14 protein-coding genes are annotated in these 20,976 nt (G+C 70.1%); 7 read left to right on the plus strand and 7 right to left on the minus strand.

Going from position 1 to position 20,976, the window contains the following annotated elements; translation table 11 throughout:
- Positions 1-28: 28 nt before the first annotated feature.
- Genes WA788_RS10535 through WA788_RS10545 form a run of 3 tightly spaced genes read right to left on the minus strand, consistent with a single transcriptional unit; the run spans position 29 to position 4,721 of the window.
- Entirely contained in the window at positions 29-2,581 is a 2,553-nt protein-coding gene (locus WA788_RS10535; RefSeq protein ID WP_335975263.1) for a non-ribosomal peptide synthetase, read from the minus strand.
- A 53-nt stretch (positions 2,582-2,634) separates the two neighbouring features.
- Positions 2,635-2,994 carry a cupin domain-containing protein gene (locus tag WA788_RS10540; RefSeq protein WP_335974881.1) on the minus strand — a complete coding sequence of 120 codons (360 nt, stop codon included), beginning with the start codon at positions 2,992-2,994 and terminating at the stop codon, positions 2,635-2,637.
- Between the two features lie 2 nt (positions 2,995-2,996).
- A complete protein-coding gene (locus tag WA788_RS10545; RefSeq protein WP_335975268.1) occupies positions 2,997-4,721 on the minus strand; it encodes a condensation domain-containing protein in 1,725 nt (574 codons plus the stop codon).
- Positions 4,722-4,950: 229 nt separating this feature from the next.
- Here WA788_RS10545 and WA788_RS10550 point away from each other — a divergent pair, with 229 nt between their 5' ends.
- The 5 genes from WA788_RS10550 to WA788_RS10570 are packed head-to-tail and all read left to right on the plus strand — an operon-like array spanning position 4,951 to position 13,258.
- On the plus strand, positions 4,951-7,497 hold the full coding sequence (locus WA788_RS10550) for an amino acid adenylation domain-containing protein (RefSeq protein WP_335974885.1): 2,547 nt from the start codon (positions 4,951-4,953) through the stop codon (positions 7,495-7,497).
- Positions 7,494-8,990 (plus strand): argininosuccinate lyase, encoded by a 1,497-nt coding sequence (locus tag WA788_RS10555; protein ID WP_335974887.1) that lies wholly within the window; start codon positions 7,494-7,496, stop codon positions 8,988-8,990. Before WA788_RS10550 ends, WA788_RS10555 begins: the two co-directional genes overlap by 4 nt.
- Positions 8,987-9,940: a GHMP family kinase ATP-binding protein gene (locus WA788_RS10560; RefSeq protein WP_335974889.1), complete on the plus strand. Its 954-nt coding sequence runs from the start codon at positions 8,987-8,989 to the stop codon at positions 9,938-9,940. The genes WA788_RS10555 and WA788_RS10560 overlap by 4 nt, the downstream gene beginning before the upstream one ends.
- Positions 9,927-12,218 (plus strand): pyridoxal-phosphate dependent enzyme, encoded by a 2,292-nt coding sequence (locus tag WA788_RS10565; RefSeq protein ID WP_335974891.1) that lies wholly within the window; start codon positions 9,927-9,929, stop codon positions 12,216-12,218. Before WA788_RS10560 ends, WA788_RS10565 begins: the two co-directional genes overlap by 14 nt.
- Positions 12,215-13,258: a GntG family PLP-dependent aldolase gene (locus tag WA788_RS10570; protein ID WP_335974892.1), complete on the plus strand. Its 1,044-nt coding sequence runs from the start codon at positions 12,215-12,217 to the stop codon at positions 13,256-13,258. The genes WA788_RS10565 and WA788_RS10570 overlap by 4 nt, the downstream gene beginning before the upstream one ends.
- A 58-nt stretch (positions 13,259-13,316) precedes the next feature.
- On the opposite strand, the gene WA788_RS10575 is transcribed toward WA788_RS10570, so the two are convergent.
- The 4 genes from WA788_RS10575 to WA788_RS10590 form a co-directional block, all read right to left on the minus strand.
- Positions 13,317-14,084, minus strand: coding sequence for an endonuclease/exonuclease/phosphatase family protein (locus WA788_RS10575; RefSeq protein WP_335974894.1), 768 nt, complete (start codon positions 14,082-14,084; stop codon positions 13,317-13,319).
- Between the two features lie 72 nt (positions 14,085-14,156).
- Positions 14,157-15,740, minus strand: a complete 1,584-nt coding sequence (locus WA788_RS10580) for an amino acid adenylation domain-containing protein (RefSeq protein ID WP_335974899.1) — start codon at positions 15,738-15,740, stop codon at positions 14,157-14,159.
- A gap of 63 nt (positions 15,741-15,803) precedes the next feature.
- Positions 15,804-16,856 carry a hypothetical protein gene (locus WA788_RS10585; protein WP_335974902.1) on the minus strand — a complete coding sequence of 351 codons (1,053 nt, stop codon included), beginning with the start codon at positions 16,854-16,856 and terminating at the stop codon, positions 15,804-15,806.
- A gap of 85 nt (positions 16,857-16,941) precedes the next feature.
- Complete coding sequence (locus WA788_RS10590; RefSeq protein WP_335974905.1) at positions 16,942-18,243, minus strand: MFS transporter; 1,302 nt, start codon at positions 18,241-18,243, stop codon at positions 16,942-16,944.
- Between the two features lie 92 nt (positions 18,244-18,335).
- On the opposite strand from WA788_RS10590, the gene WA788_RS10595 reads away from it, so the two are divergent.
- Positions 18,336-19,661 (plus strand): hypothetical protein, encoded by a 1,326-nt coding sequence (locus tag WA788_RS10595; protein WP_335974909.1) that lies wholly within the window; start codon positions 18,336-18,338, stop codon positions 19,659-19,661.
- A gap of 34 nt (positions 19,662-19,695) precedes the next feature.
- The gene (locus WA788_RS10600) at positions 19,696-20,976 is read left to right on the plus strand and encodes an aminotransferase family protein (protein WP_335974914.1); all 1,281 of its coding nucleotides are present in this window, start codon (positions 19,696-19,698) and stop codon (positions 20,974-20,976) included.

The following is a 20,976-nucleotide window of genomic DNA, read 5'->3' on the forward strand; positions in this document are numbered from 1 at the left end:
GTACTCCTGTCACATGGGTGGCCGGAGCTCAGAGCATGGCCACGAGCTCAGCGACAGTCGGGTTCCGGACCAGTACCTGGGCCCGCAACTGCACACCGAGGTCGGTCCGGATTCTGCTCCGCAGCCGGGCCGCCATCAGGGAGTCCCCGCCCAGCGAGAAGAACCCCTCGTCGATGCCGACCCGCTCGACGCCCAGTATCTCGGCGAACAGTTCGCACAGCCGCTCCTCGCGGTCCGTGCGGGGGCCGCGTCCGGCACCGCCGCCGTAGTCGGGCTCCGGCAGGGCCTTGTGGTCCAGTTTCCCGTTCGGCGTCAGCGGAAGCTCGGACAGCTCGACGAACGCCGAGGGCACCATGTAACCGGGCAGTGTCCTGGCCGCCTGTCCGGCCAGCGCGACGGCGTCCACCAGCCGTCCCTCGTGCGGAACCACGTAGGCCACCAGGCGCTCCCCGCCCTGCGCTTCCCGCCTGACGACCACCGCGACCTTCCGGACGCCGTCCTGGCGTGCCAGGACGGTCTCCACCTCGCCGAGTTCGATGCGGTATCCGCGCACCTTGACCTGGTCGTCCGCCCGGCCCACGAACATCAGCACGCCGTCGCGCGTCCAGCGGGCCAGATCCCCCGAGCGGTACATCCGCGCGCCCACACCGTGGAAGGGATCGGGCACGAAGCGCTCGGCGGTCAGTGCCGGCCTGCCGAAGTAGCCGCGGGCCAAGCCGACGCCGCCGAGATACAACTCGCCGACCGTGCCCGGCGGAACCGGGTTGAGGTACTTGTCCAGCACGTAGACCCGCCGGTTGTCGAGCGGCCGGCCGATGGGGACGTCACCCGTCAGGTGATCCGCCCGCTCCACCCGGTGGTGGGTGGCGGCCAGGGTGGCCTCGGTGGGTCCGTACAGGGGGCGTACCACCAGACCCGGACACGCCTTGAGCACGTTCCGCACGGCGACCGGCGAGACCACCTCACCGCCTGGGTACACATCGACCATCCCGGTGAACGCCGCCGCCGAGTCATCGGCGATCATGCGGAACAGTCCGCCGGAGAACACGGCGCCGGTCACACCGTGGCGGTCGACGAGGTCCTTCAGACTGCGCGCGTCGAGGTCTCCGGGCGGCGCGATCACCAGCTGCCCGTTCCTGAGCAGGGGCGCCCACATCTCACCCGTCGACGGATCGAACGCCAGCGGAGAGTGCACCAGCATCCGTGCCAGCGACGCGTCTCTCCAGCAGTCGTCGAGCGCCAGACTCACCGCGCTCTCGTGGGACACCACGATGCCCTTCGGCACTCCGGTCGACCCCGAGGTGTACATGAGGTAGGCGGCCTGCTCCGGCAGGGGCTTGCGGTCGGGGCTCCCCGTCACCGCGCCCTGGGGGCTGCCCTGCGACACGTCGATCACCATCGCGGCCCCGCGTGCCGCCTCGTGGTCGGCGTGCGGGGTGTCGGTGAGGAGGACCCGGGCTTCGGCCGCCGCCATGATGCCGATCATCCGCTCCGCCGGGTGGGCCAGGTGCAGCGGCAGGTAGCAGCCACCCGCCTTGAGCGCCGCCAGGACCGCGACGACGAGTTCCGGCGAGCGGTCCATCAGGACGGCCACCGGCTCTTCGCGTCGGATGCCCGCCCCGACCAGACGGTTGGCCAGCTCGTTCGCCCGTGAGTCCAGTTCGGCGAAGGTCATCGACGCGTCGCCGCAGACAAGCGCCACCGCGTCCGGCGTCGCCAGGACCCGCGCCTCGAACAGTTCCACCAGGGTGTGCTCGCCGACCTCGCGAGACGCGCCACTGGAGGTCTCCAGCAACGCCTGGCGCTCCTCGGCTGACAGCAGTTCCGCACCGGAGAGCGCGGTGTCCGGTGCGAGCGAGAAGGCCGGCAGCAGCCGGACCAGCCGATCGGCGAGCGACTGCGCTGTCGCGCGGTCGAACAGATCGACGTCGTAGGCGAGTTCCCCGGCGATCCCGGCCGGCGCCCCGTCGGGCCCATGACGTTCCGTCAGAACGACGGAGAGGTCGAACCCGGAGGTGTCCGCCGGACCGATGCGGGACGTGGCATCGTCGTTCACCAGCACGGCCACCTGGACCAGCGGGCTCCGCCCGGCGTACTCGGTGAGGTCGATGATCTCCGCCAAGCGCTCGACCGGCATGCCGTGCACCGCCCGTGCCATGCGGTCGGCCTCCCGCGCCTGCGCCAGCACCTCTCGCAGGCCCGGGTCCCCCGAGGTGTCGATCCGCAGCACGAGGTGGTTCGCGAAGAAGTCCGCCGGGTCCTTGTGCGGAACACCCGGGCGCGCCGCGGCCGGCGCGGCGATCGGAATGTCGTCACCGGCCCCGAGCCGGCTCAGCAGGACAGCCACCGCGGCGCAGATCGCCGTCGACATCGTCGTCCGGGCTTCCCGGGCGGCAGCGAGGACGGCCCGATGGGTCTCGGGGGGGACGTCGAACCGGTGCAGTTTTGTCACTGGCGAGCCGTGCGTCTGCCGGGGGCGGTCCGTCGGCAGCACCAGTTCCTTCGGTAGCGAGGCCAGAGTTCGTCGGCAGTACTCCGTGAGCGGTGCAGCGTCGTCCGTGGTCGGCATGCCGCCCTCCATCCAACTGTTGGTGTTCTCCGTCTGATCAGGCACACCCGGCTGTCAGCGCGGCATCAGTACGGGCTCTCGTCCTCACTGACGAACCTGACGTGGCGTTCGTCCTGTTCGTCGAACGCGGGCGCCACGGTCAGGACCATCTCCATCGACCCGAAGTAATGAATCCGGGTGTTCGGCGGGATCGCCATCAGGTCGGTGGCACCGACGGCGACCGGCCGGCCATCCAGGTAGAACGTCCCCCGGCCCTGGACGACGTAATAGATGTAGGTACTCCGCACGTTGAGGAATTCCTGGAAATGGCCTCGCTCGACCTTGACATGGACGACGGTCGCCGACGGGTCGTGCCGGCCGTAGACCGTCAGGTCGATGCCGTGCTTGCTGAAGCGCCGGGCGTCCTCGACCGTGTGCCGGTACATGGTCATCGGACGTCGGCGGCCGAGGGGCGGCGCGCCGCCGACGCCGCCTCGAGTTCGCTCGGCGAGGAGAACTCGAAGACCAAGCTCGTCGGGGGCCGCCAGCCCGAGAGCGACGCGTAGCGCGACAGGAGCTTGGGGACGAGCAAGGAGTAGCCACCGGCCTGGAAGAAGTCGGTCTGCTCGTCGATGTCGTCGCGCTCCAGGATGTCGCGGAACGCCACGAGCCACGGCGAGTCCGCGCGATCCTCCTGGCCGGCAGCCGGGCGGGGCGGGGTCGCCGGCGCGGCCTCCTCGACCGCGTCGCGGACTTCGGGTGCGGTCTGCGCCGCGCGCGGGGACGGCGCGACCTCGGCCAGGGCCAGGGAACCGATCGGCTCCAGCGGGTTCGCGGCGTAGGCGCGAAGCAGGGTCTCGAATGCGGTGGCGATCAGCTCCACGTCGTCGGAGTCGAACCGCTGCGTCGAGTAGTCCCAGGACAGTTCATAGCCGTACTCGCCCTCGTCACCGTGGAGCACGGCACCGGGCGTGACGAAGACGCTGAGGTCGAAACGAGCGCTCCGCGTGCTCAGGGCGACCTGCATGTCGACCGTGAGGCCGGGCACGTCCACCGCCGGGAAGGGCCGGTCGTGCATGCCGAAGGTGACGTTGAACAGGGGGTTGTCCAGCCCCTTGCCGCTGAGCCCGAGCGCCTTCACCAGGTCCTGCACCGGCGCCGATTCGTGATCGACGGCCTCGAAGATCGCGGCCAGAGCGTCCACGCCCACCTCGCTGCACGGGGCGCTGGGGTCTATCACCAGTCGGACCGGCACCGTGTTGACCATCATGCCGACCGTGTTCTCGAACCGTGCCGGACAGTTGGCCATCGGCATGCCGATGACCAGGTCGTGCTGACCCGAGTAGCGGCGGCAGAGTTCGGCGTAGACCGCCAGCATGGCGGAGAAGACCGTGTGGCCGCCCCGCTGGGCGGCGGTCCGCACCTCGGCCATGAGGTCGGCGGGGAGCGACTGCCGGTACTGCCCGCCACGGTAGTCGAACAACTCCGACCGCTGCTCGGCCAGTTCGGGGAACTCCACAAGGAACGCGGCGTCCTTGAGGTTCTCGGTCCACCACTCGACGGAAGCGGCGACCGCCTCGCGGTACTCGTCGGAGGTGATGTGCGCTACGTATTCCTGGTACGACGGAGCACCGACCGGGAGGAAGGACCCGCCCGATTCCTCTGCCGCGTACTGCGCGAGCACATCGCGGAGGAACGCCACGGTGGACCTGCCGTCATGGACCAGGTGGTGCTCGGTCATGAAGAGCTGCCAGTGGTCGTCCGCCAATCGGACCATCATCCAGCGGGCCAGCGGCGCCGCCTGTAGGTCGAACTCGGTGTGCATCTGCTGGTGCAGCAGCTCCGCCCGGCGCCCCTCGCTTTCCTCGACGCCACGAAGATCGTACTCAGGAATGTCCAGACTGACCTGCTCCACGATTTCCTGGTGCGGCACCGGAGAGTCCAGATCGCATATCCGCAGCCGCATCGCATCGTGCCGGCCGACCGCGTCGACGACAGACTTCCGGAGTACCGCAGAATCGACCCGTCCGTGGAAATTGACCACCGCGGAACTGTAGTAAGCGCGGCTGTCAGGAACCGTCTGGTGCTGTAGCCAGACGATCTGCTGTTGAGCGCTGAGCGGGAACACCAGGTCTCCTTGTCGATACGACTGGGGGCGAGTATGCAGGCACACAGGCGTCGGTCCGGTACTGATATCTGCCAGTACGAACGGCTCCGGCCGGTCCCTAGCCTGGCGTCCACAAAGCGCCAATGCCGCCGGACCGCGTTTCGCCGCGCGGCCGGCGGCCATTGACCGTCCCGGCGAAACGATTCGAGCGGCACGGTGCCCGCATTCCACTCTTCGGGTCAGTCACGCCCTGGAATCCGAACCGCCAGTGCGTTCTGCCAGAAAGGCTGGCGTTGTGCCGGAGCAGCTCGAGGCGGGCCGCGGCGGACAGCCGCGCGGCGCCGGGCCGATGCGGCCGCTTCCTGACCGCCGCGCGCACGAGCTCTTCGAGGACTGCGCGCGCAGCGCCCCGTCGGCCACCGCCGCCGTACACCGCGGGACCCGCTGGACCTACGCAGAGCTCGACGCCGCGGCGAACCGGGTGGCCTGGACGCTGCTGGCGGCCGGCCTGCGGCCCGAAGGCGTCGTGGCAGTCATGAGCCAGCGCTCACTTCACTGGCTGGCCGCGATCCTGGGAGTCTTCAAGGCAGGCGGGGTGTACCTGCCCATCGACCCGGCCTACCCCGACGAGCGCGTCGCCGACATGCTGCGCCGCAGCGGCACTCAGCTGGCCCTGGTCGAGGACGAGGCATCGGCACGTCCGGTCGAGGCCGCGGCGGTTCCCACGCTTGCGCTGGTGCCCGCATCGGCGGTCGACGCACGGCCGGTTCGCATCCGGACCGGGACGCTCGCCTACGTCTACTTCACCTCCGGGTCCACCGGGGCGCCCAAGGCAGCCGCGTGCGAGCACGCCGGAATGCTCAACCACCTCCTGGCGAAGGCCGACACGTTCGCGCTGGGCCCGGGTGCGGTCGTCGCCCAGAACGCGTCCCAGTGCTTCGACATCTCGCTCTGGCAGGCGCTCGCGCCGCTCGTCGTCGGCGGCAGCACCGTGATCATCGACCCCGAGCTCATGCTGGACGTCTCCGCGCTCTTCGCACTGCTGGCTGCGGAGAAGGTCGACGTGCTGCAGGTTGTCCCTACCTACCTGGACGTGATCGTCACCCGACTCGAGGGTGGGGACCGGGTGCCGGCCTCCCTGCGCATGCTCGGCGTCACCGGTGAGGCCGTCAGCCGGCAGGTACTCACCCGCTGGTTCGCCCAGTGCCCCGAGATTCCGGTCGTCAACGCCTACGGCGCCACCGAGGCATCGGACGACACCATGCACGAGGTCATCCGCAGCATGGCGGACCACGACCAAGTCACCGTCGGCAGGCCGATCGACAACGTCTTCGTCGACGTGGTCGGCGCGGACGGGCTGCCGGTGGAGGGAAGCGCCGTCGGTGAGATCACCTTCTCCGGCGTCTGCGTCGGCCGGGGCTACCTCAACGATCCGCGGCGGACCGCTCAGGCGTTCGGCGACGATCCGGCCCGTCCCGGACTGCGCCGCTACCGCACCGGGGACTTCGGGCACTGGCTGCCCGACGGACGGCTCAGATTCGTCGGCCGGCGGGACGAGCAGATGGAGACCGGCGGCGTCCCTGTCGAGGTCGGCGCGATCGAGGCCCGGCTCCTGCAGGTGCCCGGAGTCCGAACAGCCTGCGTGATCGTCGTCCCGGACGCCGCGGGCAGGCGCCTGGCCGGCTTCTACACCGCTGCGGCGCCGATACCGGAGGTTCATGAAGTGCTGGCCGGGACGCTGCCGGCCCGGTTCGTCCCGCACACCCTGCGCTGGCTGACCGAACTCCCGCTCACCGACAACGGCAAGGTGGACAAGCGGGAGCTGGCGGATCTGGAGACCAACCTCGCCGGCGGCAACGCCCTCATGCCTCCGCGGACCGACACCGAGCGGCGCATCGCCACCGCGTGGGCGGAGGTGCTGGGCCTGGCGCTCGACGAGGTCGGCCGCAAGGACGACTTCTTCGAACGGGGCGGCGGATCTCTGGAAGGAGTCCGGCTCGTCGTACAACTCGGCGGGCTGGTCTCGCTGGTGGACCTGATGGCGAACCCGGTACTGGCCGACCTGGCGGCCGCGGCCGACGGCCCCCGCCCGGCCGGCTCTTCGCTCCTGCAGGCCCTTGTGGTGCCCGAAGACGCGGCTGTGGCTCTGGTGTGCGTCCCGTACGAGGCCGGCAACGCGCTGAACTTCGGGGCGCTGGCGCAGGCGCTGTCCGGGTCGGACGTGGCGGTGTACGCGGTGGAACTGCCCGGCCACGACGTCACGCGGCCACACGACCGGTTGGCCGGATTCGACGGCCTCGCCGAGAGGTTGAGCCGGGAGGTCCTGGACCGCGTCGACCTCCCCGTGGCGCTGTGGGGCCATGGGGCCGGTGCGGCGCTCGCGCTGGCGACGGCCCGGGCGCTGCAGAGCGCCGGGGCTCCCCCGCTGCACCTGTTCCTGGCCACGGCAGCCGAACGGGAAGCCGCGGACGGCGCGTCGGCCCCCGTCGGGTCGGAGGACGTCGGCGCCTGGCTGCGCACCTCGGGCGCCCTCATCGACGTGGACCAGTGGCGCTCCCCCCGCAGCAAGCTGATCGAGCGCGCCTACTGGCACGACCTCGGCGAGGCGGAGCGCTGCCTCGCCGCATGCACCAAAACCCTCGACCTGCCCGCGACCGTCGTCATCGTCCCGCGGGCGCCGGGCGAGGGGGACTCGGCGGCACGCTGCGCCTCGGTACTGCCCGCTGCCCGAACCACGCGGTTCGCGGACGCGGGCCGCTATCTCGTCCGCAGCCACCCCGCTGCGGCGGCAGATCTCGTCACCGCGACCATCGCGGCCATGGAGGAGGGCGACATCCGTTGAAGCTGACCGGTCGGCTCGCTGCGACGCCGGACGATTTCATCAGGCAGGAGTTCCTCGAGCCGCAGTTCCGGCACGAGGTCGCCAACCTGCTGCGCTGGTACGTACTGATCGAGAAGGCGCTCCTGCGCGAGTACCACCGCCTCGGGGTACTGTCGGCCGTGCAGGTCGGCCGGCTGGCGCAGGCGCTTGACGGGTTGACCGCCGAGCAGCTCACCGCCGGCGCCGACGCGGCCCTGTCCGACATCGCGCTGGCGATGGAATCCCAGGTCGCCAAGGCACTTCCGGAGCCCGTGCCGGCCTGGCACGTGGACCGGAGCCGCAACGACCTCCAGGCCTGCGCCCAGTTGCTGTACGGCCGTGAGCAGGTGAGCGGAATCGCCTCCATGCTCGGCGAGTTGGCCGAGGTCGCGCACGAGCGGGCAGGCCGCGACATCACCTCCCCGATGCCCGGCTACACGCATCTGCAGTCCGCGCAGATCATCACTCCGGGCTTCTATCTCAGCGCCGTGGTGGAGCATGTGCTGCACGTCTCGGCCAGGATGCTCGGCACCTATGACCGGATCAACCTCTCGCCGCTCGGCGCCGGCCCGATGGCCGGCCAGGAACTGGCCTGGGACCGGGATTGGTTGGCGCAGGCGATCGGCTGCGCCGGCCCGGTTCGGCACGCCCTGACCGCGGTCGCCTCACGGGAGTGGCTGCTCGACGTCGCATCCGACATCGCCTCGGCGGGCGTGGGCTTCAGCCGCATCCTGACCGACCTGATGGCCTGGTCTTCCAGCGCGTACGGCCTGGTCGAGCTGCCGGACGAACTTGCCGGCATCTCAGCGGCCATGCCGCAGAAGAAGAACTACCCGCTCCTGGAACGTCTGCGCGGCCGCACCGGCCACCTGACCGCCTTCTACGTCGACTTCGCCACCGGCCAGCGGAACACGCCCTACAGCAACATGGTGGAGGTCTCCAAGGAGGCCGGCCTGCACACGGGCACCATGTTCCACACCGTCCGCGCGGTGCTCGCCGGATTCCACCTGGTCCTCGACAGGTTGCAGTGGCGCACCGACAGGATGCGCGCCGTCTGCGAAGAGGACCACTTCGGCGGCTTCAGTCTTGCCAACGAGCTGACACTGCGGGCCGGCATCCCGTGGCGGACCGCCCAGGTCATCGCCGGCCGGTACGTCTCCGCCGTACTGGCGAAGGGAGCGGGAAAGGCCGGGATCAGCGACCCGGAAGCCCTCGGCGCAGCGGCACGGGAGGCGGACCATCCGCTGGAGGACCCGGGCTCCTACTTGACGAACTCCCTGGACGTGGACGCGCAGTTGCGCGCGAAGGTGTCCGCGGGCTCGGCGAGCCCCGCCTCCGTGAAGCTGGTGCTGGCCGCGCAGCGAGAACGGCTCGACGCGCTGGCGGAGCAGTGGAACGCGCGCAGGGTCACGGTGCAAAGCGCGATCGCCGCCACCGATGACGCCCTGCGGCGCGCGGCCGAGGGAGCCGTATGACGGGTCGGCGACTCGTCATACGGCCGTCGGACCACCACCGGCCGCCCTCCCGGTCCGTCGCGGTCAGCTCGGCCTTCGGCACCTTCGGGGAACTGTTGCAGGGCGCGCTGCCCGGCGGGCCCGACTTCCTGGTCACTCTTCCCATCGCGAGGTGGGCCACGGCCATGTTCACGTACGAGAGCACACACGAGGGCGTCGAAGTCGTCCCGGAGACCAAGTCGAAGGCGCGCAGAGTCGCCGAAGCCGTGCTCGCGCGCTACGGGGGCGGCGGGGGGGCGCTCAGGCTGACCGGCTCGCTGCCGGAGGGGAAGGGCCTGGCGAGTTCCTCAGCCGACCTCGTGGCGACCGCGCGGGCGGTGGCGAGTTCGCTGGGCGTCGATCTGCCGCCGCAGGACATCGAGGACCTGCTGCGCGGGATCGAACCGACCGACGGCGTCATGTACCCGGGGGTCGTGGCGTTCGAGCACCGCAACGTCGCGCTCCTGGCCCGGTTGGGTGCCCCGCCTCCCATGACGATCGTCGGCATCGACGAGGGCGGCACCGTGGACACGGTCGCGTTCAACCGGATTCCCAAGAACTTCACGGCCTCGGAACGGGACACCTACGCACATCTGCTGGACGAGGTGCGGACCGCCGTACGGGCTGGTGACGCCGCCGCGATCGGCCGGGTGGCCACCCGCAGCGCCCACCTCAACCAGCGTCTGTGCCACAAGCGGACCCTGAACGCGATGACCGCTCTCAGCGCCGAGATCGGCGGGGTCGGTGTGGTCACCGCGCACAGCGGATCGACGATCGGGCTGATGCTCCCGCACGACGTCCCGGGCTTTCGGACCCGACTGGCCGAGGCCATCAACCGGTGCGGTCAGCTCGTGCACAGCGAACGGGTGCTCTGCTACCAGACCTTGAGTTTCGAGCCGACAGGAAACGGACCACGCAATGATCTTCGATGACCTTGTCGACGCGGTCGGCCACACCCCCGTCGTTCGGTTGCGAGTGGCCCGCGCGGACGTCACCGTGGCTGCCAAGCTCGAACTGCAGAACCTCTTCGCGATGAAGGACCGGGTCGCCCGTCAGGTCGTGCGCGAAGCGCGGGAGAACGGAGTGCTCGCTCCCGGGGCGCCGATCATCGAGAGCTCGTCGGGCACGATGGCGCTGGGGCTCGCCCTGGTGGGGAACATCCTCGGCCACCCGGTCCACATCGTGACCGACCCCCGCATCGACGCCATCACCCTCGCGAAGCTCAAGGCCCTGGGCTGCTCCGTGCACGTCGTCGAGGCGATGACCGCGAATGGCTGGCAGAGCGCCCGGCTGGAGCGGCTTGCCGCTCTGCGGCAGGAGTACCCGGGGGCGTTCTGGCCGCGGCAGTACTCCAACCCGCAGAACCCGCTCGCCTACACCGCGCTGGCCGAGGAGCTGGTGGCCGATCTGGGCCGGATCGACGTGCTCGTCGGCGCAGTCGGCAGCGGCGGCTCGCTGTGCGGCACGGCTCGGGCCCTTCGCCGGGCCCTGAAGTCCGCAGGCACGACCGATCCGCTGCGGGTGATCGGAGTCGACGCGGTCGGCAGCGTGCTGTTCGGCCAGCCGGACAGACCGGGACGCAAGCAGAGCGGCATCGGCAACAGCCTGATCCCGGGCAACCTCGACTACGCCGAGATCGACGAGGTCCACTGGCTGAATGACCGGGAGGCGTTCGCCGCGACCCGTGAACTCGCGCGGGCCGAAGGCATCTTCGCCGGGAACTCCTCGGGTTCGGTCTACCAGGTGCTCAGGCATCTGGCCGCGACCGTCGCTCCCGGCACGCGTGTCGTCGGCATCCTCCCGGACCGGGGCGACCGCTATGTGGACTCTATCTACGACGACCGCTACTGGGAGCAGGCGGGCTTCGCGGAACTCCCGGTCCGCGGCGAGCCGTTGCAGGTGCGTTACGGCACCGAGACCGAAAGCTGGGCGTGGGCTCAGGTGCCGTCCACCCCGCGCAGGCGGCTGGTGTTCGTCGAGTCGAACACCACGGGCACCGGGATGCTCGCCCTCTCACGCGCCAGGCACCTCGGTCTGGAGCCGGTGATGGTCACCAACCGGCCGAGCCGGTACCCCGGCATCGGAGAGGCCGACTGCGCGATCATCCGGTGCGACACCAACAGCGCGGACGCGCTGGCGGCGGCCGTACGCGCCCACCTGTCTCCCGACGACGTGGCCGGCATCACGACCACCAGCGAGTTCTACCTGGAGGCAGCCGCCGGGCTGGCCGCATCCCTCGGCCTTCCCGGCAATCCGCCCGAGGCCGTCGCCGCATGCCGCCGCAAGTCGGCGACGCGCCGGCTGCTGACGGAGGCGGGCCTGCCCCAGCCGGTCTCGGTGCCGGTGACGCGCGCGGCCGACGTGCGCGGCGCGGTCGCGGCCACCGGCCTGCCCTGCGTTGTCAAACCGGTCTCGGATTCGGCGTCCACAGGGGTGCTGCTGTGCGCCTCCCTCGAGCAGGCCCAGGAACACGCCGCGAAAATCCTCTCGATCACGCACAACGTGCGCGAGCAGGCCGTCCCGCAGGAGGTGCTCGTCGAGGAGTTCGTCCAGGGGCCGGAGTACAGCGTGGAGACGATCTTCGCTGACGGCTCGCTCCACGTCGTGGGCATCACCCGCAAGACGGTGTCCGCCCCGCCGTCGTTCGTCGAACTGCGGCACACCTTCCCGGCACCGCTGGACGAGGCCGCGGCGTGCGAGGTGGAGCGGGTGGTACGGGCGGCCATCGAGGCAATGGGGCTGCGCCACGGCGCCTGCCACACGGAACTGCGCCTGACCGCCGCGGGACCGGTGGTCATCGAGATCAACGCCCGGCTCGCCGGCGGCATGATTCCCGAGCTGATCCGGCTGGCCGGCGGGCCCGACCTGCTGACCCAGCAGCTGCGCGCGGCCGCCGGGATGGATGTCCAACTGCCGGCGGGGACGCCGCACCCGGCCGGTGTCGCCTTCCTCACGAGCTCCGCGCAGGGACGGCTGGCGGGTGTGGAGGGCGTCGAGCAGGCTCGGCAACTGGCCGGTGTCGCCGAGATCCAGATCTCGCGCCGGCCGGGCGACCCGGTCAAGCCCGCCACCGACGCCTACGACCGGATCGGCTACGTCATCGCCTCGGCCGGCTCCGGACCCCAGCTCGACGAGGTGCTCGATGCGGCACTGGACCGCGTCACCGTCAAGTTGGCCGACGACTACACCACCAAGGATCAGCTGACATGATCGAAATGAGAAGCGACACGTTCACCCTGCCCACCGAGCAGATGGTGGCGGCGATGGCCGAGGCGGTCCTCGGGGACGACGTGTACGGCGAGGACCCGACCGTCAACCGGCTGGAAGAAGCGGCCGCGACCGCTGTCGGCAAGCCGGCAGCGTGCCTGATGCCCAGCGGGACGATGGCGAACCTCGCCGCCCTGCTGGTGCACGTGCCGCGCGGCGGGAAGGCCCTCGTCGGCGACGAGAGCGACATCTACCTGTACGAAGCCGGCGGTGCGAGCGTCTGCGGCGGTGTCGTGTACGAGCCGATCGCGACGCAGCCGGACGGCACTCTCGCCCTGGACGACCTGGCCGCCGGCTTTCCACCCGATCCGGACGACCCGCAGTTCGCGTTGCCGGGGCTCGTCTGCGTGGAGAACACCCACAACCGGATGGGGGGCCGGGTACTGAGCGGGACGTACCTCGCCGAGGTCCGCCGCTTCGCCGACGCCCGCGGCGTCCCCGTGCACATGGACGGCGCCAGGATCTTCAACGCCGCCGTGGCATCGGGCGTGCCCGCCGACCGCATCGCCGCCCACGCCGACTCCGTCCAGTTCTGCCTGTCCAAGGGCCTGTCGGCGCCGATCGGCTCGATCCTGGCGGGCGAGGCCGACTTCGTCGCGAAGGCGCGGCGGGTGCGCAAGATGCTCGGCGGCGGCATGCGGCAGGGCGGTGTCTTCGCGGCGGCCGGTCTGGTCGCGCTGGACTCGATGGTCGACCGGCTGGCCGAGGACCACGCGGGTGCGGCAAGGTTGGCCGCAGGTCTGGCGGAGGTGGACGGGATCGACGTCGACCCCGGTTCGGTGGAGACGAACATCATCCTGTTCCGGGTGACGGCCGAGGGGCTGGACGACGACCGCTTCCTTCGTGGCGCCCGTGAACGGGGGCTGGCGATGGGCGAGTTCGGTCACGGCCGGATCAGAGCCGTCACGCATCGCGGCCTCGGCCCGAAGGATGTCGACGCGGCCCTGGGGATCGTGGCGGACGTGGTGCGCGAGGCACGGTGAACCATGAACGGGCCGGCCGGGTGGGCGCGTACGCCGCCCGGTCCGGCCCGTTCGGGGCTCACACCAGGAAACGCGCCTGGCAGTAGGAGTGGTCGGACTCGGTCGGCGTCACGGTGGTGGTGAGCAGCCGTACCGCCTGGCCGTACAGGATGTGGTCCTTCTGCCGGTTCGCCGGCGTTGTGGGAGTGCGGTCGAAGGCGCTGAGGTAGCGCCCCGGACACAGCGCCTCGGCCAGCAGGTCACCCACCCGCGCGTCATTCAGGTCGAGAGCCGCCAGCGCCGGACCGGCCTCGCCGAGCGCCACCAGGTCCGCCGCGAGCATTGCCCACATCGGCGCGAACGTGGGATCGGTGGGGCTCACACCGAAGTGGTGCAGCGGGAAGCAGTGCCCGTTGACCAGTCCGAGCGTGCGGCCGCCCAGATCCACCTGCCCGACGACATAACCCTTGTCGTGCAGTTTCCAGCGCTCCCCGTTCGGGCCGGCGCCCTTCAGCCCGGGATTGGGGAACTGCTTGTACACGGCGTCCTGGATGGGGAAGCGGGACACGATTCCGAGCGCCAGGGACGCCCGCTCCGCCATGTGGGAGCCGCTCGTCGGGAACGACACCGAGTAGCCGTATCCGGCCCGCCTCGCCAGGTACTGTGCCTGGCCTTCCCGGCGCCCGTGGTAGTCGTGGGCCTCCTGCAGGCAGACCACGTCGGGCCGGTGGGCCGCCAGGACTCTTGCGTAGTAGTCGAGTGAGGGCTCCACACCGCGCTGGTGGGACTCCCCGAGGATGCCTCCCCCGATGTTCCACGTCGCGATCGTCAGGGGCGTGTGGTTCATGGGCGCATCCTCTGCGGGCTGTTGCCGGGCCGGGGAGGTGGAGCGGGCGTTCGAGGTCCCGTGGACCGCCGTTCACGGACGTGCGGTGCGGCGTGGCATCGCCATGTCCCGCAGCGCACGGCGGTCCAGCTTCCCCGAGGCCGTCAGCGGCAGCGCGGGGACGAAGTGGTACCGGTCCGGCAGCATGAAGCCCGGCACGTTTTCGCGCATGTGCCGCCGCAGCACCGCCTCGGGTCCGTCCGCGCGCTGATCGGCGAGCACGACGCATGCGACGAAGAACTGGGTGCCGGCCGGACTGGTGACCACGGCGGCCGCGGCGTCCTTGACCAGTGCGTGGGCCCGCAGGAACGACTCCACCTCACCGGGCTCGACGCGGGCGCCCCGGACCTTGACCTGCTGGTCGTTGCGGCCGACGTAGTCGAAGGAGCCGTCCGCGAGCCGCCTGGCCAGATCCCCGGTCCGGTAGTAGCGGCGCCGCCCCGTCGGGGTGTCCAGGACGACGAAGCGCTCGGCTGTCAGCTCGGGCCGGCCCAGGTACCCGATCGCGACCGAGGACCCGGCCACCACCAGTTCTCCGACCTCGCCGTCAGGGAGCAGTTCCATCCCCTCACCGCGTACCTCCACCACCAGGTGCGGCAGCGCCGTGCCGATCGGCGAGCGCACCGCACCCCCGAGGTCCGCCCGGCTGAGCACCCGGCAGGTGGCGACGCACGTCACCTCGGTCGGACCGTAGACGTTCACGACCGTCGGCGGAGTACCCCGATAGGTGTCCGCAAAGGCCGAGATCACGCCGAGATCAACGCTCTCGCCGCCGAGCACCACGTAGCGCAGGGCGAGTCGGGGCCTGCCGGCCTCCTCGTAGCAGTAGGCAAGTGCCCCGAAGGCCGTGGGGACCTGGGAGATCAGGGTCACCTCCTCCCGGCGGAGCAACTCGACGAAGTCGGGCACCGACAGAGCCACCGGGGACGGCACCACGATCGCCGTCCCTCCGGAAGCCAGCGCGAGCCAGAGCTCGTTGACGGACCCGTCGAAGATGAACGGGTGGGAGAGCGTGACACGGTGCCTGCTGCCCAGGCCGAGCACCGGCATCTCGCTGCGGAGCAGTTCGAGCACACCGGCGTGTGCGATCATGCAGCCCTTCGGGGTGCCGGTCGAACCGGACGTGTAGATGATGTACGCCAGTTCGCTGCCATCGAGGTCGATCCGCGGTGGCGGGAGCGGCTCCTTCCGCCCGGTGTCCGGAGCGACCACGCGCACTTCGGTGAGTCCGCAGGACGCCACGTGCTCGGCGTCACCGATGACCAGCTTGATCCCGGCGTCACCTGTCAGATAGCGCAGACGCTCGGCCGGGTAGGAGGGTTCGAGCGGCACATAGGCCGCTCCCGCCTTCAGAACGGCGAGGATGGAAACCGGGATCTCGACCGAGCGGTGCAGGAGAATCCCCACGCGGTCGCCCACGCGTACCCCCTCCGCCACGAGTTCAGCCGCGAGTCGATCCGATACCAGGTCGAGTTCCCGGTAGCTCAGCGTTCGTCCGTTGTCGCGCAACGCCTCAGCGGCACCGCGCAGTGCCGCGACCCGGCGGAACAGGTCGGGCAGGGAGATCGCGTCGTCCAGATATGCCCGCTGCTCGTCGGCGGTCACGGCATTGCACATGGGATGTCTCCCCCGGTTCTAGGGTGTCCGGAAGCTTCCGCAGGGATCTGCTCGCGCGTCGGTCTATGCCTCTCCACGGGCGAACCGCCTGGTTTCCACCGCGCTCAGTACGCCGCCGTGGTAGTCCTGGAAGACCGCTCCGCGAGCCGCCTTCGGCGTCTCGGCCTTGGCGCCCAGGCGGACATGGTCGATCCCCCGGGCGCGCGCGTACGCGAACGGCAACTGGAAGAGCAGGTTGACGTACAGTGCGAAGCGCTCGCCGCCCTCCTCTCCGTCCAATCCGACGTCGTACACCTCCAATTCGTCCTCCCAGGCGACAATCGTCTGCACGCCGCGGATACCGGACGACTGGGCGGTGAACACGAAGAGGTCGATGTCGGGGTTCTCCTGCAGTTCGGAGTACCGCAGATCCACGAACTCGGGCCTTTCCGAAGTCCCCTTGCCGGCGTAGTGCAGCGAGATCAGTTCGGCCGCCCACGCGCTGACCTCGTCCCAACGCTCCCGACTCACCGCCATGGGTACCGCGGCGATCTTGCGCCGGTCCCGGTGGATCGTGTTCCGCACCTTCGACGGGAGTCCGCTCTCCCACCGGGGGTCGGACAGGCCGAACATGTGTGCCTCACGCCCCAGTCCGGTCCAGACGATGCGATCGTGGCTCGCGGCGGCCAGGACGTTCCGGGCTTCGGTGTACACGTAGGGGAACGCCAGGCACCGCTCCTCCTCCGCGGCGAGCCGGGCGAGTTCGATCAGAAGCCCGTGCAACTGGCCCGGGGTCGCGTCCGGATCGACATGGAGGCCGGTGCGCCGGTCTCCGCATCCGCCGACCATCAGGGTGGCCTCGGGCGAGCACCCGTCACCGGCTCCATCCGGCAGCCCCCATGAGCGCGGGTCGTAACCCGGGTCGGGCCACGCCTTCATACGGGACCGGTAGACCGGTATCGCCGCTCGCAGCCGGGACCCGTCGGTCCACTCGAGGTAGCGGCTGGACCACCTGGCATCCCGCTCCTTCTGAAGAAGCCGGCTGTACGAGGAGGCGAAGCCGGCCGTCCTGTCGAGCGCATCGAACTGCTGACGGTCGAAGTCCGCGATGGCCGAGGTGAAGTGGATGTCGCCCATGTGCAGTCCCCACAATCTGTTTCCATGGCAACAGCCGCCCCGGGCCGTGTGCGGGCCGGGCCCCCGGAACGGTCCTGACGTACCGTCACGACACGACGGGATCGGCCTCCGGATCGGGGCGGGGGATGTCGCGCATCCGGCGGAGCGGAGAGAAGAACACGAGCCAGCCGGATGCCCACACACCGATGACGGAGACCCACAGCGAGGGGCGCACCCCGATCGCCGTGCCCAGCAGTCCGCCGAGGATGCCGCCGATGGGCATCGTGCCCCAGACGACCCATCGGACGGCCGCGTTCATCCGCCCCATCAGGTCAGGAGGTGTCACCGACTGCCGGTAGCTGAGCTGCGCGATGTTGTAGACCATCATCGCGAAGTAGCCGGCGCCCCAGCCCACCGGGACAAGCAGTACCCCCCAACCGCGCCAGGCCGCCGCGGCAACGACCTGTGGCGCGGCGAACACCAGCACGGACACCCAGATGATCCGGGCCGATCCGATCCGCTTGGCCAACCGGCCGGCGAACGTGCCGCCGACGATTCCGCCGATGGAACCGCCCGCCATGATCAGTCCGACGAAACCGGGCCGCACGTGCAGCACCCGGACGAGGAAGACCATCATCAGCGCCGTGTTCATGCTGCTGAAGAGGTTGCCGGTGCCGGTGCAGGCGACGATCCTGCGGAGAATCTTGTCGGTGACGATGAACCGCAGGCCCTCGGCGATCTGACGGCGCAGCGTCTGGTCGGTCCGCCTCGGACGCGGCGGTTCCTCACCCTTGCCGATCGCGAAGAGGGAACCGACCGAGACCAGGTAGGAGATGGCATCGGCCGTCAAGGCGCCCGCCGCTCCGAATGCCGCGACCAGGCCGCCGCCCAGGCTGGGACCGGCCATCTGCGAGAAGGCACCGGTGGTTCCCAGCTTGCTGTTGGCGTCCATCAGTTGGTCGGTGCGCACCAGTGAGGGCAGGTAGCTCTGGTAGGAGACGTCGAAGAACACCGTGCACACGCCGGCGGCGAGCGCGACGAGATAGAGCTGCGCCATCGTCAGGCCGTCCAGGGCGGCGGCCAGCGGGAGCGAGCCGATGAGCAGCAGGCGCAGGAGGTCGCAGGCGACCATGATGGAACGCTTGGAACCGCGGTCCACGAGCGCGCCCGCCGGCAGCGCGATCAGTGCGAACGCGGCAGTGGTGGCGGCGGTCAACAGGCCGACCTGGAACGTGCTCGCCTTGAGCACGACGACCGCCACGAGCGGAAGAGCGACCTGGGTAACCGCCGAACCCATCACACTGACGGTCTGACCGCCCCACAGCAGCATGAAATCCCGCTGCCGCCACAGGTTCGGGCGATCGGTCTTCGCCCCGGCGTCCTGCAAATCGTCCGCTACATTCGTCACGGCCGTCAACCTAGCATGTCATGCTCAAAGCAGGTGATGGCGTCGGTCCTGATATTTGTTAGGACTTCGACGAGCCGTCACCCTGGCAAGCTGTGCTCGGGTTGAACCGGGTTGATGCGCGGCGCCCGGCTTTCTCCACCCGCCTGTCTCATATCGGCACGCTCGCCGACCGGCCCGCCGCGGCCGGAGAATCACGAATCACGGCCGAAACGGGGGACCGAATGGCGAACCGGATTCCCCTGTTGAACGCACAACTCGCTTTCGGGCTTCAGGCGGAGCGCTCGGGACGGCGTTCCACGGTCACCTTGATGTTCCGCACACCGCCTGCCGGCCTGTCCACCTCGGATGTGCAGCAGGTTGTGCAGTCGTTGCTGCTCCGGACCCCGGCGCTGTCCTACCGTATCCGGTTCTCCCGGGGCGGCGCGTACCAGGAGCGGCATGCGGCCGAGTGCGACTTCGCCGAACTCACCGTAGCGGGAGGAGAAGCGGTTTCCGCGGGTGTGACGGAACAGATCGAGGCATTCGAAGTCTCACTGGACGGCGCCGCCATGGCTGCCCGCCTCCTGCGCTCGCCGGAGGCCGACACCCTTCTTCTCATTTTCGACCACGCCCTGGTCGACGAACATTCGATGGTGCTCATCAGGCGGCAACTGGCTGCTCCCTCGACGCCGGACGCAGGGCAGCACGCGCGCTATCAGGCGGCGGTCCACGACCGGATGGCCGCTGAAGCCGCTGCCGCGGCCGGGCCCGGGGTCGCGTTCTGGCGGGAACGCCTCGACGCGGCCGGCGAATTCCCCCGGCTGAGGCCGAAACCCACCCGGGTCGTTCCCATCGAGAAGATCCCCGGCGTCGCCATCCCCCGTTCCTTTCGCGGTTCCCTGTTCCCCTACGTCCTCTTCTCGATCCACCGCGCACTGCGTGACGTCTCGCAGCCCGGACCGACCGTCATCGGCTACCCCTGGGGCGGCCGGAACCCCGCGTACACCGACGTTGTCGGCTGCTTCATGAACACCGTCATCTCGCTGGGCCCGACCGGAGCGCGGCAGGCACCGGCCGACGCAGCCGAGTTCCTCCGGGGATGGTACGGGGAACTCGACCACGCGGACGTGCCGTTCAGCACGGTCGTCGGACTGAGGTCCGCGTTCTCCGGCGCCGTCACAGCGCAGCTCAGCTACCAGCGCGCCACGGAGCGCACAGTGGTGATCGCCGGTGTCCCGGCCGTCGAGACCGCACCCAGCCGCGGTCGAGGGCCCCAGGGGCCCGTGGTCCTGGCCGGCGCGACGCTCCACGACGAGGAGCTCGGGCTCCGGCTGCTCATCGACGAGCAGAGCGCCGGCTACGGAGCCCAGGCATTCGGTGCCCGCTGGCGCCACTGGCTCACCACAGCCCTGTCGCGCTCTCCCGAGCGCACCTCCTGACAACCCGACGATCCATACCCTGGAGAAGCAAGGCATGCTGAATTCCCGGTCAAAAAGTGCACTGTGGCGGCCTTGGACGCCGATCACCCAGCAGGCCGACTCGATGCGGATCGTGGAGGCGCAGGGCAATCGCGTCCGCGACGCGGGAGGCACCTGGTACCTCGACGGAATCTCCGGTGTCCTGAACGCGTCCTGCGGACACGGGCATCCGCGGCTGGTGGAGGCCGCGACCCGGCAGTTCCAGCAGCTCGTCCACTACGACCCCATGGTGTCGAGCCACGATCCCGCCGAGACGCTGACCGCGCGGCTGGCCGAGATCCTGCCGGGCGAGCTCAACGAGACGTGTCTGCTCAACAGCGGTTCGGAGGCCACCGAGGCGGCGCTCAGGATCGCGTTGCAGTACTGGCGCAACCTCGGCGAGAGCCGCAACCGGGTGATCACGTTCGAGGCGGCCTACCACGGCAGCACCTTTCTGGCCCAGCAGCTGTCCGGCCTGCCCTTCACCGTCAGCGAATGGACCCCGCCCTTCCCCATCGACCACGTCTCCCTGCCCGCCTCGCCCCGGGCGGTGCGCACCGAGGAAGGAGCGGACGAGCTGATCGCGCTCTTCGCCCGGGCGCTCGAGGCCGGCCCGCCGGCCGCGGCGGTCATGGTCGAGCCGCTGCTGGGCCTCGGCGGCTGCGTGGTACTTCCCGCGGGATTCCTCGCCAGGCTGCGCCGGTTGTGCGACGAGCACGGAGCGCTGCTCATCCTCGACGAGGTGTTCTGCGGATTCGGCCGTACCGGTCGGATGTTCGGATTCGAACACGACGGGATCACCCCGGACATCGTCACGATGAGCAAGGGCATCAGCGGCGGGTACCTTCCGCTGGCCGCGGTGACCGTCACGTCGCCGATCAAGGAGTCGTTCGTCCGGGAACCCGTCGCCCAGGGGCTGCGGTACGGGCACACGACAGGCGGCCACGCCGTCGCGAGCGCCGTCGCGAACGCGGTGCTGGACGTCATGGCCGACGAGAAGCTCGTGGAGAACTCCGCGGCTCAGGGCGCCACGCTGCTGGACGGCCTGCGGCAGCTCGAACCGAGCCCGGTGATCACCGATGTCCGCGGTCTCGGACTGGTCGTCGCCATCGAGGCCGACTCTCCCGAGTCCGCGGCCGCCATCGCGACGGCTTCGGCCCGGGCCGGCGTCATGATGCGCCACGAGCGCGGTGTGGTCCGGATCGCGCCTCCTTTGACGATCACCACCGACGAGACGGCGGAGATGCTCCAGAAGATCGGTGCGGCCGTGGAAACCGCGGCTGAGGCACGTCGCTAG

The organism is Streptomyces sp. CA2R106 (assembly GCF_037034245.1).
In the GTDB taxonomy this organism is placed as follows: domain Bacteria; phylum Actinomycetota; class Actinomycetes; order Streptomycetales; family Streptomycetaceae; genus Actinacidiphila.